We start from the raw sequence: 15062 nt of genomic DNA on the forward strand, positions 1-15062 counted from the left end.
TACATTGGGTTTCTCCATATACGATTAGCCTCTAAAGTTCTTCAAAACTGGTATTATAACTTATCTTGGGCTATCAATGAGTGTCTTTTTTTTAAAAATCGAGCCTGGAAATCATCCCAGACTCTTCTTATTATAGCTGATTTTAAGTGCTTTTTCAACGACCTACTTTTCTTTAGAGAAAGCAAGTGCCAGCTGTTGAGCTTCACCAAATTTAAGGTAAAAATATTCGGTTATTTTAACCATAAAAGTCAAGCCACTTGTAACGATCACAAAATTAAGTAGCAAATGACGCGTATGAATCACTGGAATATCCATCACAAAACCATAATTTCCTTTCGTGGCTAAACTGACCAACAGAAGAAGAAAGTTAACAGTTGCTAAATAGCGTACTACTGATAGCAGTCTTAACTGACTGGCATCGTAAAAACGCAAGAGGTAAATCAAACCATTCACTAACAAAGCATAATGACCAAAATAAAACGAGACATTTGCTACATGCCATAATCTAAACGGATAAAGATCTGGCGATAAAAGTGCAAGGAATGTTCCACCTATCCCCAAAACCATAAATAATTGCTTAAACTTGTTACGATCAGGTAGAAAAAAGATAGCTAACATAGCGATGCGACAATGATACAACGGCAAAGCTTCATCTAAAGGAAACCCCCTTAACACGTACCATGTGTATAAGCCAATCACCTGAGATAACTGTAAAAACAAGAAAAAATAACGATAAGATTTTAACCTATATGCTTGAAAAGTCAAAAAAACAAGCAAAAGCGCTATCAAGAGTGACGACAAGTAAAAGATAAGTGAGGTATGAGGCAGTCCGATGGGGTCAATTGCAAAAAAATCCATAATCGTCCCTTTCTATATTTTTTCATTATACCTTAATCTTCATGAGAGAACAAGCCTTTCTCTGAAAGTTTTATAAAAATCAAGGCTGATAGCTGTCACAATTCTTGTCAGTCACTAATCGATCTACTAACTTTTCTAGCGACATCGAGTGGCTGCCTTTTAAAAGAATTTGATCAAAGGGATTAAGAATGTTTTGAACATATTGTGCCATGGCTTCAAACTGGTCTTCTTGTTCAGTTTTTAAAAAATAATGTACTTGCTCAGCAGGATAAACCTGACTTGCCAACCGTGCTAATTCTTTAATATGATCCCCATAAAAAACAAGCTGATCAATATTACCTGATGTTAAGCTGTCAATTAACTGAGAATGAAGTATCACTGAATCCTTTCCAAGTTCTTTCATATCTGCTAGCACTGCAATCTTTTTTCCTCCGGGGTTCTTTGCTATGTTAGCAAATGTTTCTAAAATCAGACGCATGGCTGTTGGGTTGGCATTGTAGACATCTGACAAAATATCAGCACCATTGGCTGCTTTTTTCCACTCCGTACGATTACCTGTCAACGTCACAGTCTGTAAAGCAGCTATAATATCCTCGTCTGTTACTGCCAATAGTTTTCCTACATAGGCTGCTACCATAGCATTGGTCGCGTTGTATTTTCCTGGTAGAGGTAGGGACACAGGTGTTGCTAACACATTTGTTGTAAACGTTAAGCTATCTTTGTCTTCTTGAATACCAGTAACGTCAATTTCCTGCTGATTTCCAAAACGGATAACCATCTGATTTTCTGGAAGATATGGGTCAATAATCGGATCTCCCGGAGCAATTAAAATCCCATCTGAATTCATGCCGTCAACAATCTGCATTTTGCCTTGGGCTATTTTGTCTCGGCTTCCAAAATATTCTAAATGAGCTTCGCCGACTAAGGTTAAAACTGCAATACGAGGCCTTGCAATTTCAGACAGAAGACGAATATCTCCCATGTGATCTTGTCCCATTTCAAGAACAATTTTTTCCGTATCGTCAGGCATGTGGAGAACGGTGTAAGGCAAACCAATCTCATTATTGTAATTTCCTTGCGTTTTGTAAGTTTTGTAAGTGGTTGATAGGACAGCTCCTATCATATCTTTGGTGGAAGTTTTACCATTTGAGCCTGTCACAGCAATAACATCCACGCGCATCTTATCAATATAATAATGGGCTAGCTTTTGAAAAGCTTTTAGGCAGTCTTCAACAAGAAGGTGAGGTTTCCCCGGCAATTCTTTTTCTGAAAAAGTAGCGACAGCTCCATTTTGAAAGGCTAAATCAATAAACTCATGACCATCCCTTTGACCTTTTAAGGGTAAAAAGAGGTCTCCTTTTGTAATCTTTCGGCTATCAAATTCAATGTGATGCAGAGGAACGTCGTCTAAGTCAGACACATTATTTTGGGCGTCAACTATTTTAGCCACTTCGTGTAAGGTTAATTTCATTTTGTTTTCTTTCTAAGAACACTAGTATTTACGATGTCCTATCTATTATAGCACAAAACATTAGAAAAATTTCTAAAATGTCAAACTCCCTTAATGACTCTACTATAAAGAGCAACAAAAAAAGGACGAACGTCACATCTTGACGATGTTTGCCGTTCCATCCAAGTCAATGTTTATTCATCTCATAGGTTTAAATCAGGTGGCTCTCACGCTGGTCAAACATTTCTTGTGCCAGTGTCACCAGCTCTTCAATCAAATCTGGATAAGCCAATCCCATATTTTCCCATAAGAGTGGATACATAGACCATTGGGTAAAGCCTGGCATGGTGTTTAATTCATTAAGGTAAACCTGTCCATCTTGGGTCAAGAAAAAGTCACAACGGGACAACCCACAACCACCTAAGGCTTTAAAGGCTACTTCAGCATAAGAACGCATTTCTGTCACAATACTCTGGTCTACATCTGCTGGAATGGCCATCGTAATCTTATTGTCAACATATTTTGCCTGGTAGTCGTAAAAATCAACGTCCTTGATTACTTCTCCTGGTAGAGTTGATTTAACCTTATCATTTCCAAGGAGACCAACTTCAATTTCTCTTGCAACCACGCCTTGTTCAATCAAGACACGACTGTCATAGGTCAGGGCTAACTGAATCGCTTTTCTTAATTCTACTTTTGTTTGGGCTTTGGAAATCCCCACAGAAGAACCCATATTAGCTGGTTTTACGAAGATAGGAAAAGTAAGTCTTGCTAAAGTTTCAACTAAACAAGCCTCCAAATCTTGTCCGTCAATATAAACAGTATAGGCAACTTGTGGAATTCCAATTGATTCTAAGACACGTTTAGTAGTAATTTTATCCATAGCTATGCTAGAAGACATGACATTAGTCCCTATATATGGCATTCTAAGCACTTCTAAGAAACCTTGGATAGAGCCATCTTCTCCCATAGGTCCATGTAATACAGGAAATACAACTGCACCTTCTTCATAGATATCACTTGGTTTTATTTTTTGAGTTAGCTCTATCGTCTCATTTGTCATCAAGCGTTCTGATTCCGATGGCTTTTCTGAAAATTGCTGAGTTTTGATAAATTGGCCCATCTGAGTAATAAAATAAGTTTTTACTAAGAACTTATCATAGTTGACTGCTCGCATCACACTCTCTGCTGAAAGCACTGAGACTTCACGTTCTGCTGAGCGGCCTCCGTATAATAGAACTAACGTTTGTTTGGACATAGCTAACCTTTCTTATCTGAATTGAATGTTTTTTTATTATAACAAAAAGATGTAGCCTTTTCAAAACCTCTCTTTGCGAGTAAAGGCACCAACATGATCATTAAAGTTCAGTACGATTCTCAATAGCTCTCAATAATGTTACTTCATCAGCATACTCAATATCTGAACCTACTGCGAGACCTCTTGCCAAACGAGTTACCTTAATCCCGGCTGGTTTCAAGACACGTGAAATATACATGGACGTTGCTTCCCCATCTGCTGTGGCATTGGTAGCTACGATAACTTCGCTCACCTTACCATCCATTAGACGGGTAATTAAACTTTTAAGGTTGATGTCATCTGGCCCCACACCATTCATAGGCGAAATCAAGCCGTGAAGCACATGATAATAGCCATGATACTCTTGGATTTTTTCCATGGCAGAAACATCTTTAGCATCTTCTACTACCAGAATGGTCGTCTGATCACGACTCGTGTCTGTGCAAATGTGACAAGGATCGTCATCGGTAAGGTTTCCACAAATCGAACAATAGGTCAGTTCTCTTTTAGCTGCTAATAAGTTTTTAGCAAAATCATTGACATCTTCATTTGACATTCCAATAGTATAAAAGGCTAATCTCGTCGCCGTCTTGATACCAATTCCTGGAAGTTTAGAGTAACTGTCAATTAACTTTGCAATGGGTGTTGCATAAAGCACTAAGTTCTCCTTTATTGTTTTCCATATATCGCCACATAAAGCGCTCTCACATCTTTGCCGATATATTCGTAATATGTGGATACATAACAGCAACCGCAATATTATCTTCGTTATTTGTATTATAAGCTACTACATTTAAGTTGTAAGTTACTAAGGTCTGATCTGAATTGTCTGTGATACAAGTCTCAACAGTTCCAATTTTAGCGTGAATCGTGACAGAACCGTTTGGATTAGCCAAGTAAAAACTTTTTTACTCGACTTGTTACCTTGGCCTTGGGATATTTGGCTTTTGTTTTTTGATTCATGTTACTTTTTTAGAAACCGCAAACCATCCTTATGATATAAGTTTATAGGAATTGTTTCATTCCATGCAGAAATGATGTTTACTCAATTGACTATGCTATTTTTCTCAACAATAGTGCATAAAGCGAACTCATGGTTATCTTTAAGCTTTCATGCTACACTTTCTTCACTAAAAGTGTATTACCAAAAGCATTATTAAGAAATCTCTAAGCACAAACCATAAGACAGTTTGTACGCCTGATGAATCTGTTGCTGCATCACTGTCCACTTTTTACCCTATCAAGGCTATTTTTGAAAGACAACTAAATGATCTGCATTATTTTGGGAACTACTCCCATGGCAAATTCTTTTTACGGATTTTTTGGGAATACTCCTTTTTTAGGGAATAAACTAACCATTATTTAGCTAAATTTTTTAAACTTCGCTTCTTATTTTACCATAAATTATAAAAAGAAGACTGAGAATAGGACGCCCTCAGTCTAAAAAAATATTTTCTCATTGAGTTTTACTCTTTTGCGGATGATAGTAAACTTTAAAATATAAAAAACTAACAAAAATGGCTCCACCGATAATATTACCACTATAGACAAAAATAAAATTAGTGACAAAATCCAACCATGTTGCTCCTCCTTCAAAAATAGCAGCAGGAATGACAAAAGCATTTGCTACACTATGCTGAAAACCAAGGGCTACAAAGGTCATGACAGGAAACCAAGTACCAAGGAATTTACCAGCAGCATCATTTGCCCCATAGCATAGCCACAAGGCCAAACCAACAAACCAGTTACAACCAATTCCTGATACTAGTGCCTGCAAAGGGCTCGCTGCTATTTTAGCATGGGCCACCTCAATCACTTCTTCTTTAAAAATACCAGCTGATGTTAAGCCTAGAAAATGACCAAACACAAAAGCTACAAAAACAGCTCCAATCACATTAAACAAGGTAATGATAAGCCAATTCTTGGCAAGCTCGCTAAACTTAATTTTTTTGGCCAACAAAGCTGCAGAAACAGCCATCATGTTCCCTGTAATTAATTCTCCACCCGCCATTAAAATAATAATTAGACCAATCGGAAAAGCACAAGCTCCTACGATACTGGAAAAAGCACCAAAAGTTTCTAAACCACTGGCGGCAATTCTCACGTATAGTAAATAACCAAGGCTAATCATCGCTCCACCAATAAAGCCTAAGATAGATTTAGCCAAAAAAGTTTTGGTAACCTTATGTTCCCCAATATGAATAGTTGCTTCTAAAATCTGTTCTGGTGTTTTCATGATATCTCCTTTTGTTACTGTATTCACAAACACACACTTTAGTATATCAATTTTCCTAAAAAATGCAAGCCCTTTCAACAAGAAAGGGCTCGTCATTATCATATAACTATCTCTATTTTAGTCTTAGGCATTTATGGTGGGAAGTTTTAAGTTTTTTGCTAAAAAACGCCATAGAACTAAAGCAAGATAGAAATCCAATATGCCATGAATAAGCGAACCTAAGCCAATCAAGCCTAGCATAGACCAAAAATAAGACATAGAAGTTGCTGTGGTTGCTGTTAAAATATAGACAACTAAAAATTCAGCCAAGCCATGAATGACATTAATGAAAAACGCAAAACTAAAACATTTTACTGCCGATGTCATCAGTTGTGGTTTTCTACTTAACCACCACGCTGCCAAAATAGCAAACAATAAATGAGAGAGTGCTCTTAAAACAATAATTAAAGGTAGTCCAGCTAATAAAAAACCTAATGTGGTACCAAGAGCGACCAAAATTGCTACTGGAATCGACATAAAAATAGCCAAAAACAAAGGAACATGGCTCGCCAGAGTAAAGGAAGCTGGTCCAATAATAAGCTTAAGAGGCATGATTATCGGAATCAAAATCGCAAATGCGACCAAAATAGAGGTATAAGCTATTAGTTGTGTTGGTTTTTTAGTCATTTTATCTCCTTTTCAAAAATAGTATACCTTAAAAACCAATAACTATCAAGACACCTGTATCTTTTGGTATTTTTAAACGATACCTTGTTGCTGATAAATAATCAATAGAATATTTTAGCATGGTATTCATAACAACCATCAATGGCATAATATACTATAGTTATATTCCTTTGTATAAGATACCTGCTAATTCTAAATCATGCTTAATAGCTAAAAAGGCTTCTTGACTAGGACACGAAATTAAGTGACTATGTAGTCCTTCTGTCAACGAAGACAATAACTCTGCTTTAGATTGACTGAGTTTGGACATGAAATTAGTTACATCAGAGTGTGTCTTAATATTTAAAGGGGCTGTTATCATACCGTAAATAGGATGTTCTACCTCTACCGTCGTAATAATCCCTTGATGAGCTAAAATAATTTCTAATTCTTTTTTAGTTTCTTCTACATTATGTTGGCACACAATACGTGCACAAAATTGGTGACTATAAAGTGCTGTTGACATAATATAACCTTTTGGAGTCGAAATAATATCAATCTGCTGAGCTCGAAGAAGAGCTATATCTCCAACGATTACTTGGCGACTCACTCCTAATAACTTACCTAAACGAGTAGCAGATACAGCTTTTTGTTCACTATTTAAGCACTCAATAATTTTTTGACGACGATCTTCTGCTTTCATAATCTATCTATCCTTTTTTATTTCTATCATATCATATTTTTAAGCAGGGTTTTCTTTCTTCTTAGGATATAGAACCAAAAAACCAGACCAAAGTCTGGTTTTTAAGTTATTCACCACCAAGGTAGTATTCTTTAACAATGTTAAGTTTTTCATCTAATTCAAAAACAAGTGGTGGGAAGTTTGGAATTTCCACATCCATGATTTCGTCATCTGAAAGACCTTTAATGTGTTTCACAAGAGCGCGGATTGAGTTACCATGTGCGCCAACAAAGACGTTTTTACCGTCAAGAAGAGCTGGAGCAATTTTTTCTTCCCAGTAAGGCATTGCGCGTTCAAGAGTTACTTTTAAGTTTTCAGCATCTGGAATAAGGGCTGGGTCAAGATCAGCATAACGACGGTCTTTGTGTGCTGAATACTCATCATCTTTAGCCATAGCTGGCGGCAACACGTCGTATGAACGACGCCAGATATGAACTTGTTCATCACCAAATTGTTCTGCAGCTTCAGCTTTGTTTTTGCCAGTCAAAGCACCATAGTGACGCTCGTTCAAGCGCCATGATTTTTCAGTTGGAACCCACAATTGACCTGCATTTTCAAGGGCAAGGTTAGTTGTTTTGATAGCACGTGTCAATACTGAAGTGAAAGCAAGGTCAAATTCAATACCTGCTTCTTTGATCAATTTACCTGCATCAATCGCTTGTTGTGTCCCTTTTTCTGAAAGATCAACATCTGCCCAACCAGTGAAGAGGTTAGCTTTGTTCCATTCTGACTCACCGTGGCGAGCGAAAACCAATTTTACCATGAGTTAATATCTCCTTTTAATTTAAAGGTTGCTACCTTTTTACAATTCCTATTTTACAAAAAATATAGCAAAAAAGCTAGTCTATTCTGACTTTATTGAAAATCATAATGTGACTATCATGAAAATTTCAAATGTTCGTCAATAACAGTAATATATTTACATTTTTGTAAAAATAGCTTGCTATTATTCATGCCTAGTGGTAGAATAGAAAAAATTTGTCTAAAATATGGAGGAAATAATGGTTTCTACTGCTACACAAATTGGTCATTTCTCTTTTGATAACTGTTTGATGAATGCTGCTGGTGTTTACTGCATGACAAAAGAAGAGCTTATGGAGGTTGAAAAGTCTCAAGCCGCTTCCTTTGTCACCAAAACAGGGACGCTTGAAGTTCGTCCAGGTAATCCAGAACCTCGCTACGCAGATACTCGTCTTGGTTCTATCAATTCAATGGGACTCCCTAATAATGGTTTTCGCTACTACTTAGACTTTGTCAGTGATCTTGCCAAAACCGGGCAACATAAACCTCACTTTCTCTCCGTTGTCGGGCTATCTCCTACTGAAACCGAAACCATTTTAAAAGCCATCATGGCTTCAGATTATGAGGGTCTAGTGGAACTAAACCTTTCTTGCCCTAACGTTCCAGGAAAACCACAGATTGCTTATGATTTTGAAACCACTGATCAACTTCTAGAGAACATCTTTACCTATTACACTAAACCTCTTGGTATCAAATTACCTCCTTATTTTGACATTGTGCATTTTGATCAAGCGGCTGCGATTTTCAATAAATACCCCCTTTCCTTTGTTAACTGTGTCAATTCTATCGGAAATGGGCTGGTCATTAAGGATGAACAAGTCCTCATCAAGCCTAAAAATGGCTTTGGTGGTATAGGTGGAGATTACATCAAACCTACTGCTCTAGCCAATGTCCATGCGTTTTACAAACGCTTAAAACCTTCTATCCACATTATTGGTACAGGGGGAGTTAAAACAGGACGCGATGCCTTTGAACATATTCTTTGTGGCGCCAGCATGGTCCAAATTGGGACAGCCCTTCATCAAGAAGGGCCAGCTATCTTTGAACGGGTCACTAAGGAACTTAAAACGATTATGGTAGAAAAAGGCTACCAAAGCTTAGACGATTTTCGTGGGAACTTACGTTACAAAGATTAACCTTAATAGTCAAAAAAGCTTGGAAATGTGCACTTTGTACACTTTCCAAGCTTTTTAAAATGGGAATTTTTTTGAAGGGACAGCGTCACTTTCTTGGGACTGTCTTTGCTGGTTGTTTGATTCAACTTTTCTTTTTTGCTTGCGCTCAAATTGCTGATAAAAATAGAAAAATAGAATGATTTTAATTATTGAAAATACAGCTAAACCAATGATCATAATAGTAAACATACGGCGGTTTTCTCTTTCATAAGTCTTACTATTATTATAAACACTTTCAAGTTTTCAAGCAAGTTTCTAAATTATTTAAAAGAAAGTAAACGCAAGCCATTTAAAATCACTAAAATCGTTGAGCCTTCGTGTCCAACAACACCAAGCGGCAAGTTAACTACCTGAAAAACATTGGCTAAAATCAATAAGGTAATCACAGATAAGGCAAAAACAATATTTTGTTTGATAATGGTCTTCATTGTGCGGGAAAGTTGAATCGAAAATGGAATACGAGTCAAGTCATCCATAATCACACTGTCTGCACTTTCCATTGCAATATCTGTTCCTGATCCAATAGCATAAGAAACATCTGCTTGAGCAAGGGCAGGAGCATCATTAATACCATCTCCTACCATAGCCACAAAACCATATTTAGTCTTTAATTCTGCTAACTTAGCCACCTTATCTTGAGGCATACAGTTGGCTACCACTTCATCAATACCAAGTTTTTGTGCCACATAATTGGCGGTTCGTTCTTGGTCACCTGTTAACATGACTGTTTTGATTCCCATGGCATGAAGAGACTTAATAGCACGTTTTGATTCTATTTTGATATCATCCAAGAGGGCATAGTAAGCTATCAATTGATGGTCACGTGAAACAAAGATTAGGGTTTTCCCTTGATTTTCTTCCACTTGAATAGTTTCTTCAAAAGCTGATAGGTCTTGAACCTTTTCCAAAATGTAGGTTTTCTTGCCAATTCGCCATTCTTGCCCTTGATAGAAGCCCTGAAAACCTTTCCCAGAAATTTCTTCTAAGTGGTCAAAGGTCAGTGGCTCCAATTTTTCAGTGTATTCAAGAAGGGCTTTAGAAATAGGATGGGTACTAGCAGTCTCTGCTCCTTTTACCAGTCTATTCACGAGCAACTCATCTTCCAAATAATGAGCATTCACAACAGAAGGTTTTCCTTGGGTGAGCGTTCCCGTTTTATCCATGACAACAGCCTTAATATCTCCCATGTTATCGACAATATCCCCTCCTTTGATAATCAATCCCTTTCTGGCTGCACGAGAAATAGCAGCCAAGCTAGCAGGTGTGGAACTGGCAATTAGGGCACATGGTGAAGCTACTGTTAAGAGAATCATCCCTCGGTAAAAAGCAGCCAACCAAGTCCAAGAAAGCACAAAGTGGCTAAAGAGGATAAAGGCAGGAATAAGGACGAGCACAAATTTGACATAACCATCTTCTAAGCTTTCGATAAAGGTGGCGGTTTTGCTTTTCTTTTCTTGGGCAGATTCCACCAGATTAATAATCTTGGCAAAGAGAGTATCGTCATTTTCAATAGTAACCAATATATCTATGGTTTGTCCTTGGTTAATGGTTCCCCCAATCAGATCCTGGCCTTCTGCCTTATCAACAGTGATAGGCTCACCAGTGACCATAGATTCATCAAATTGACCAAAAGGACTAAGCAACTGCCCGTCAATTGGAACAGCTTCGCCTTTACGAACTTGTAAACGGTCACCAACACTCAAGGATCTGGTCTCAACTTCTAAAATATGGCCATCTTCTTGGTATTGACGAGCTGTATCTGGCGTCAAGGACATCAAGGCTGAAATAGCATCCTTACTTTTTTCCATGGCCATTTCTTCAAGCGTATTGGACAACGAAAAGATAAAAATAAGCAGAGCACCCTCCAGCCAATAGCCGATAATTCCAGCACCGATAGCTGCCAAAATCATCAAAATATCCACTGACAAGTGTTTGTTCTTCACCAAATCCAATATACCCGTTTTTGCAGACGCATATCCTCCAATCAAGAAGGCTGTAATGAAAATAGCGGAAGCCACTTGTGGAAATGAGTGTAAAAAGGCTAGGCCAATTATTATTAATACCAAACACGCTAAAGTCTCCATCAAATGAAGATGGTCTGCCATCCATTGTCTGATTGTCATTTTTAGTTCCCTCGCAATTAAAAGTTATTCAATCTTTAAGATATATTAATTATAATAATTCTAAATAAATAAGTCAAGTAATTTAGAAACATTCTAAATAAACTTTTTTAAACTTACCTTTTGCTTTCAAAAATCCTAACTTCAACTATTTGCAAATATGAAAAAAACTCCCCCTACCTGCGGAAATGATATACTAATAGAAGGATGACTGACCATTATAGAGTGCATGCTTTAGAACTTGGCTTAACTGAAGAGAAAACTACTAACTTTATGCCCCAAATATAAAAAAAGAACCTTGTCGCTATCAATAAACATCGATAGCAACAAGATTTTTCTAGACGAATTATTTAACAGCGTCTTTTAAAGATTACTTAATATTGTGCACATATAATATAATAAACTTTGATTTTATAAAGCTACAAAATAACGAAACTTTATATAATTGCTTCGAATCAACTATGTAAGTTTTAAACTTATGCCCCCTATTTACCCCTTTAATAAAACTACTTCTCAGGGGGCAAAGAAAATACTTATCTCGAAAGCTCCACCAGCACCTCTTCCACTTTTTCCTTAGTCACAACTTCTCCATTCTTTACTTTCTCATGTGGCAACACATAATCAAAAATCTGTCCGTCTTTACGCACGATCATAACTGTGTCTCCTGTGATATATCCACGGTCAATCGCTTGTTTAAACTCGTCGTATGTTAGCATTTTTACCCTCCTACTTATTTATTCGTATTTTACAGGAAATAATATAATTAAATTTAAAGGTCGTTTAAATTTAATTAACATCTTTTTTGTTACAAACTAAAATATTGATTGTTAGCGAATATTAAATAAAAAGAAATTTTAGCGTAATATTATTGATAAATTAATTTTAAGTTTTTTTAATTTAAAGTGATATAATTAACCTGTAAATAATAAAAGGAGGACATGGATATGTCTAAATCAAATCGTCGTACTTGGCAAGGTTTAGTTGTTATTTTAATAGCTATTCTCACCACTTTTACCACAAGTACTGTTACGGCAGCCAGAAAAATTAGAAATTTCCCTGATACCACGGAAATTTTGTTAGGAACGAAGGCGACTGAGACACCAGGAATCTTACCATTCACTGGTAGCTACCAATTAGTTTTGGGCGATCTTGACAATCTGCAAAGGCCAACCTTCGCACACATCCAGCTAAAAGATCAAGATGAGCCTAATATTAAACGAAAAGGACTTAAATTCAATCCTCCTGGCTGGCATAATTACAAATTGACTGACGCTAATGGAAAAACAACTTGGTTAATGGACCGTGGCCATTTAGTTGGTTACCAATTTAGCGGCTTAAATGACGAGCCTAAAAACCTAGTTACAATGACAAAATATCTTAATACTGGCTTTAGTGACAAAAATCCTTTAGGAATGCTCTATTATGAAAATAGATTAGATAGCTGGTTAGCTCTACACCCTAACTTCTGGCTAGACTATAAAGTTACTCCTGTTTATCATAAAAATGAGTTAGTTCCTCGCCAAGTAGTTCTACAGTATGTTGGAATTGATGAAAATGGAGATCTACTTCAAATTAAGTTAGGTAGTGAAAAAGAAAGTGTAGACAACTTTGGAGTAACATCAGTTACATTAGATAACGTATCTCCTTTAGCTGAATTGGATTACCAAACAGGAATGATGCTAGATTCAACTCAAAACGAAGAAGATAGTAATTTAGAAACCGAAGAGTTTGAAGAAGCGGCTTAACATAAACTTATACTTAATAAAAATATCTAGATTGTGAACATTATCCCAAATGTTAGATTATTTATTTAATATTTGGGGTAATTTGTATAAAGTTAAATTTTGAAGAAAAATTAGTATAGGCTACTATCTGTGCTATTTTTTAAAAAAACAACGTCTATTTAGAAAGTCCCTTAAATAGGACTTTGAGAAATTAGTCTGTTTTAACGGCCTTTGTTGAGGATGATTGAATCGAGTAATATGTATAGTAGATTGAAAAAAAAGGGTGATTTTATGAAAAGGTCCAAAAAAGCATCGTTACTTAGTGTTATTGTTGGAATGGCTTTAGCTGTGATACCAATTTATATTGTTAATTATGACAATGAACTTATCGTTCTTTTAATGAGTATTTTTTTTAATGGGATAATTGTTTCCGCTTTTGAACTTATTAAAACATATGATGGTTTGCAGGAAGAATATAAAAAGCTAACTGTAGATAGATGGAAGAATACTATTTTACTGGCTTTCAATTCATTATATTTTGCTTCTATTTTGACAAATAGTCTATCAAATAATTTATCGACCATTTTATCAACTAATCGTTCTGACAAAGTAAGTGCAATATTTCTTACAGGTTGTTCTATTTTAGCACTACTTCCATTCCTCCTTCATAGGTTAATAAAACGAGAAATAGAAATTGAAAATGAAAGAAAAAAATTAAAAAAATAATTACTTAAACACAAAAAACCGCCCTCGATTAAGAGAGCGGTTTTGTCTTATCTAAAGGAGCTTTATCTCCTAATTTAATTTGCCCCAAAGGCTGATAATGTTACCGTCTTTGTCAGTTATCCCAATAGCCGTGTAGTTTCGCATACCCGAGCCGCCAACGTAGCTAATCCAGTAGTAACCATTGGCGTAACCCTCACTATCAAAGCTGATAGTATCACCTTGTTTATAGCTACCTACTACCTCGCTAGTTAAACTTGGCCAACGTCTGATATTGATTTCTGCGACATCAAGCGTAAAAGTACCTGTTTTTGCTGTCTCTACGATAGTGTCAGACGTTTGTGGCTCGGTGCTGACTGGTTGCGTGACAATATCTCCTTGGTAAGGAGGGTAAAACCATCCTGTCACGCCGGTAAAATCACGAGTATTAAAACGAGCTGGTGCACCGACATACAAAGCATCAGGATTGCCATCAATGTTTTGCTCGATAGTTCGCATGGTATAACCGTCGCTATCCTCAATGACAACTCCTGTGTGACCAAATTGATGATATGGCACTGATTGGACAAAAAATGCTCCAGTCTGTGGATTTGCATCTGTCGGCATGCGGTGGACTTCCCAACCTACGGCAGCAGCGCTATCTAGTAAGTCAATCGCATTTCCCCAAAGATCAACACCAAACCAGTGCTTTGCTGCATAACAAGGCACATCTGTGCATTGCCAGCCCGCAAAACCATCTTTATCCACGCCAACCCCAGCATTTACCAAGTTAATAAAAAATTCAATGACTTCTCGACATTGAGAACTAATCATTTGCTTCTCCTTTCTGACAATAGCCTCTTCATCCCATTCCTGAAGGTCATTTTCCTCGATTAGTTGGATAAGCAACTCTGCATAACCGCTAGCTGTGGCATAACCTGCATCTTTTATAGCGTGACAAGCTTTTTTGTAATCAGTCTCACCAATCACAGCCTGATACCGTGGATTATCGTTTAAAAATTTACCGTGATCAATAATGCTGTCAGTCCAACTATCATACGCCCTAAATCGGTCCACAATATCCGTGACAACACCTGCTTGATATTCCTCTTGGGTTTTGGTATCAAATGATTTACCAGTCCAAGAGCTATCTGCCTTAATACCAAACAGAGCGTTGTGTGGGGCATGTTTGCCCCACCCGCTTTCTAAGATTGTCTGCGCTGCGGTCAAGGATGGCAAGATTTTGTACGTTGTCCAGCCATCTAAACAGCCTTGTTTAATTTTATCTAAAAAGGTCATCTGTCCTCCTTAT

15 protein-coding genes are annotated in these 15062 nt (G+C 36.9%); 3 read left to right on the forward strand and 12 right to left on the reverse strand.

Going from position 1 to position 15062, the window contains the following annotated elements:
* Positions 1-162 precede the first annotated feature (162 nt).
* The 9 genes from B6D67_RS06445 to B6D67_RS06485 form a co-directional block, all read right to left on the reverse strand.
* On the reverse strand, positions 163-858 hold the full coding sequence (locus tag B6D67_RS06445; protein ID WP_029714299.1) for a YwaF family protein: 696 nt from the start codon (positions 856-858) through the stop codon (positions 163-165).
* Positions 859-937: 79 nt separating this feature from the next.
* Entirely contained in the window at positions 938-2329 is a 1392-nt protein-coding gene (locus tag B6D67_RS06450; protein WP_010922441.1) for a UDP-N-acetylmuramoyl-tripeptide--D-alanyl-D-alanine ligase, read from the reverse strand.
* Positions 2330-2519: 190 nt separating this feature from the next.
* Positions 2520-3566, reverse strand: coding sequence for a D-alanine--D-alanine ligase (locus tag B6D67_RS06455; RefSeq protein WP_002989146.1), 1047 nt, complete (start codon positions 3564-3566; stop codon positions 2520-2522).
* A gap of 100 nt (positions 3567-3666) precedes the next feature.
* A complete protein-coding gene (recR, locus tag B6D67_RS06460) occupies positions 3667-4263 on the reverse strand; it encodes a recombination mediator RecR (protein WP_029714296.1) in 597 nt (198 codons plus the stop codon).
* 46 nt (positions 4264-4309) lie between these two features.
* Positions 4310-4501, reverse strand: a complete 192-nt coding sequence (locus tag B6D67_RS10550) for a hypothetical protein (RefSeq protein ID WP_011285608.1) — start codon at positions 4499-4501, stop codon at positions 4310-4312.
* Positions 4502-5061: 560 nt separating this feature from the next.
* Positions 5062-5841 carry a formate/nitrite transporter family protein gene (locus tag B6D67_RS06470; protein WP_002989141.1) on the reverse strand — a complete coding sequence of 260 codons (780 nt, stop codon included), beginning with the start codon at positions 5839-5841 and terminating at the stop codon, positions 5062-5064.
* A gap of 123 nt (positions 5842-5964) precedes the next feature.
* Positions 5965-6507, reverse strand: a complete 543-nt coding sequence (locus B6D67_RS06475) for a hypothetical protein (RefSeq protein ID WP_002989140.1) — start codon at positions 6505-6507, stop codon at positions 5965-5967.
* A 160-nt stretch (positions 6508-6667) separates the two neighbouring features.
* A complete protein-coding gene (locus B6D67_RS06480) occupies positions 6668-7189 on the reverse strand; it encodes a transcription repressor NadR (RefSeq protein ID WP_002983930.1) in 522 nt (173 codons plus the stop codon).
* Positions 7190-7295: 106 nt separating this feature from the next.
* Complete coding sequence (locus tag B6D67_RS06485; protein WP_002983928.1) at positions 7296-7991, reverse strand: phosphoglycerate mutase; 696 nt, start codon at positions 7989-7991, stop codon at positions 7296-7298.
* A gap of 238 nt (positions 7992-8229) precedes the next feature.
* Here B6D67_RS06485 and B6D67_RS06490 point away from each other — a divergent pair, with 238 nt between their 5' ends.
* On the forward strand, positions 8230-9165 hold the full coding sequence (locus B6D67_RS06490; protein ID WP_010922443.1) for a dihydroorotate oxidase: 936 nt from the start codon (positions 8230-8232) through the stop codon (positions 9163-9165).
* A 299-nt stretch (positions 9166-9464) separates the two neighbouring features.
* Here the strand turns inward: B6D67_RS06490 and B6D67_RS06495 are convergent, their stop codons facing one another.
* Positions 9465-11327: a heavy metal translocating P-type ATPase gene (locus B6D67_RS06495; RefSeq protein ID WP_029714293.1), complete on the reverse strand. Its 1863-nt coding sequence runs from the start codon at positions 11325-11327 to the stop codon at positions 9465-9467.
* A gap of 530 nt (positions 11328-11857) precedes the next feature.
* Complete coding sequence (locus B6D67_RS06500) at positions 11858-12040, reverse strand: competence regulator inhibitor paratox (protein ID WP_029714291.1); 183 nt, start codon at positions 12038-12040, stop codon at positions 11858-11860.
* A 228-nt stretch (positions 12041-12268) separates the two neighbouring features.
* On the opposite strand from B6D67_RS06500, the gene sda3 reads away from it, so the two are divergent.
* On the forward strand, positions 12269-13069 hold the full coding sequence (gene sda3, locus B6D67_RS06505) for a streptodornase Sda3 (protein ID WP_011285611.1): 801 nt from the start codon (positions 12269-12271) through the stop codon (positions 13067-13069).
* 270 nt (positions 13070-13339) lie between these two features.
* Positions 13340-13774, forward strand: a complete 435-nt coding sequence (locus B6D67_RS06510) for a hypothetical protein (RefSeq protein WP_011017966.1) — start codon at positions 13340-13342, stop codon at positions 13772-13774.
* Positions 13775-13843: 69 nt separating this feature from the next.
* On the opposite strand, the gene B6D67_RS06515 is transcribed toward B6D67_RS06510, so the two are convergent.
* Positions 13844-15049 carry a glucosaminidase domain-containing protein gene (locus tag B6D67_RS06515; protein WP_010922446.1) on the reverse strand — a complete coding sequence of 402 codons (1206 nt, stop codon included), beginning with the start codon at positions 15047-15049 and terminating at the stop codon, positions 13844-13846.
* Positions 15050-15062 lie beyond the last annotated feature (13 nt).

The organism is Streptococcus pyogenes, from assembly GCF_002055535.1.
Lineage (GTDB): Bacteria > Bacillota > Bacilli > Lactobacillales > Streptococcaceae > Streptococcus > Streptococcus pyogenes.

Bases quoted from the DNA above. Each gene is read 5' to 3' on its own strand.
- B6D67_RS06445 (WP_029714299.1), bottom strand. From the start codon at position 858: ATGGATTTTTTTGCAATTGACCCCATCGGACTGCCTCATACCTCACTT.
- B6D67_RS06450 (WP_010922441.1), bottom strand. From the start codon at position 2,329: ATGAAATTAACCTTACACGAAGTGGCTAAAATAGTTGACGCCCAAAAT.
- B6D67_RS06455 (WP_002989146.1), bottom strand. From the start codon at position 3,566: ATGTCCAAACAAACGTTAGTTCTATTATACGGAGGCCGCTCAGCAGAA.
- B6D67_RS06470 (WP_002989141.1), bottom strand. From the start codon at position 5,841: ATGAAAACACCAGAACAGATTTTAGAAGCAACTATTCATATTGGGGAA.
- B6D67_RS06475 (WP_002989140.1), bottom strand. From the start codon at position 6,507: ATGACTAAAAAACCAACACAACTAATAGCTTATACCTCTATTTTGGTC.
- B6D67_RS06480 (WP_002983930.1), bottom strand. From the start codon at position 7,189: ATGAAAGCAGAAGATCGTCGTCAAAAAATTATTGAGTGCTTAAATAGT.
- B6D67_RS06485 (WP_002983928.1), bottom strand. From the start codon at position 7,991: ATGGTAAAATTGGTTTTCGCTCGCCACGGTGAGTCAGAATGGAACAAA.
- B6D67_RS06490 (WP_010922443.1), top strand. From the start codon at position 8,230: ATGGTTTCTACTGCTACACAAATTGGTCATTTCTCTTTTGATAACTGT.
- B6D67_RS06495 (WP_029714293.1), bottom strand. From the start codon at position 11,327: ATGACAATCAGACAATGGATGGCAGACCATCTTCATTTGATGGAGACT.
- B6D67_RS06500 (WP_029714291.1), bottom strand. From the start codon at position 12,040: ATGCTAACATACGACGAGTTTAAACAAGCGATTGACCGTGGATATATC.
- sda3 (WP_011285611.1), top strand. From the start codon at position 12,269: ATGTCTAAATCAAATCGTCGTACTTGGCAAGGTTTAGTTGTTATTTTA.
- B6D67_RS06510 (WP_011017966.1), top strand. From the start codon at position 13,340: ATGAAAAGGTCCAAAAAAGCATCGTTACTTAGTGTTATTGTTGGAATG.
- B6D67_RS06515 (WP_010922446.1), bottom strand. From the start codon at position 15,049: ATGACCTTTTTAGATAAAATTAAACAAGGCTGTTTAGATGGCTGGACA.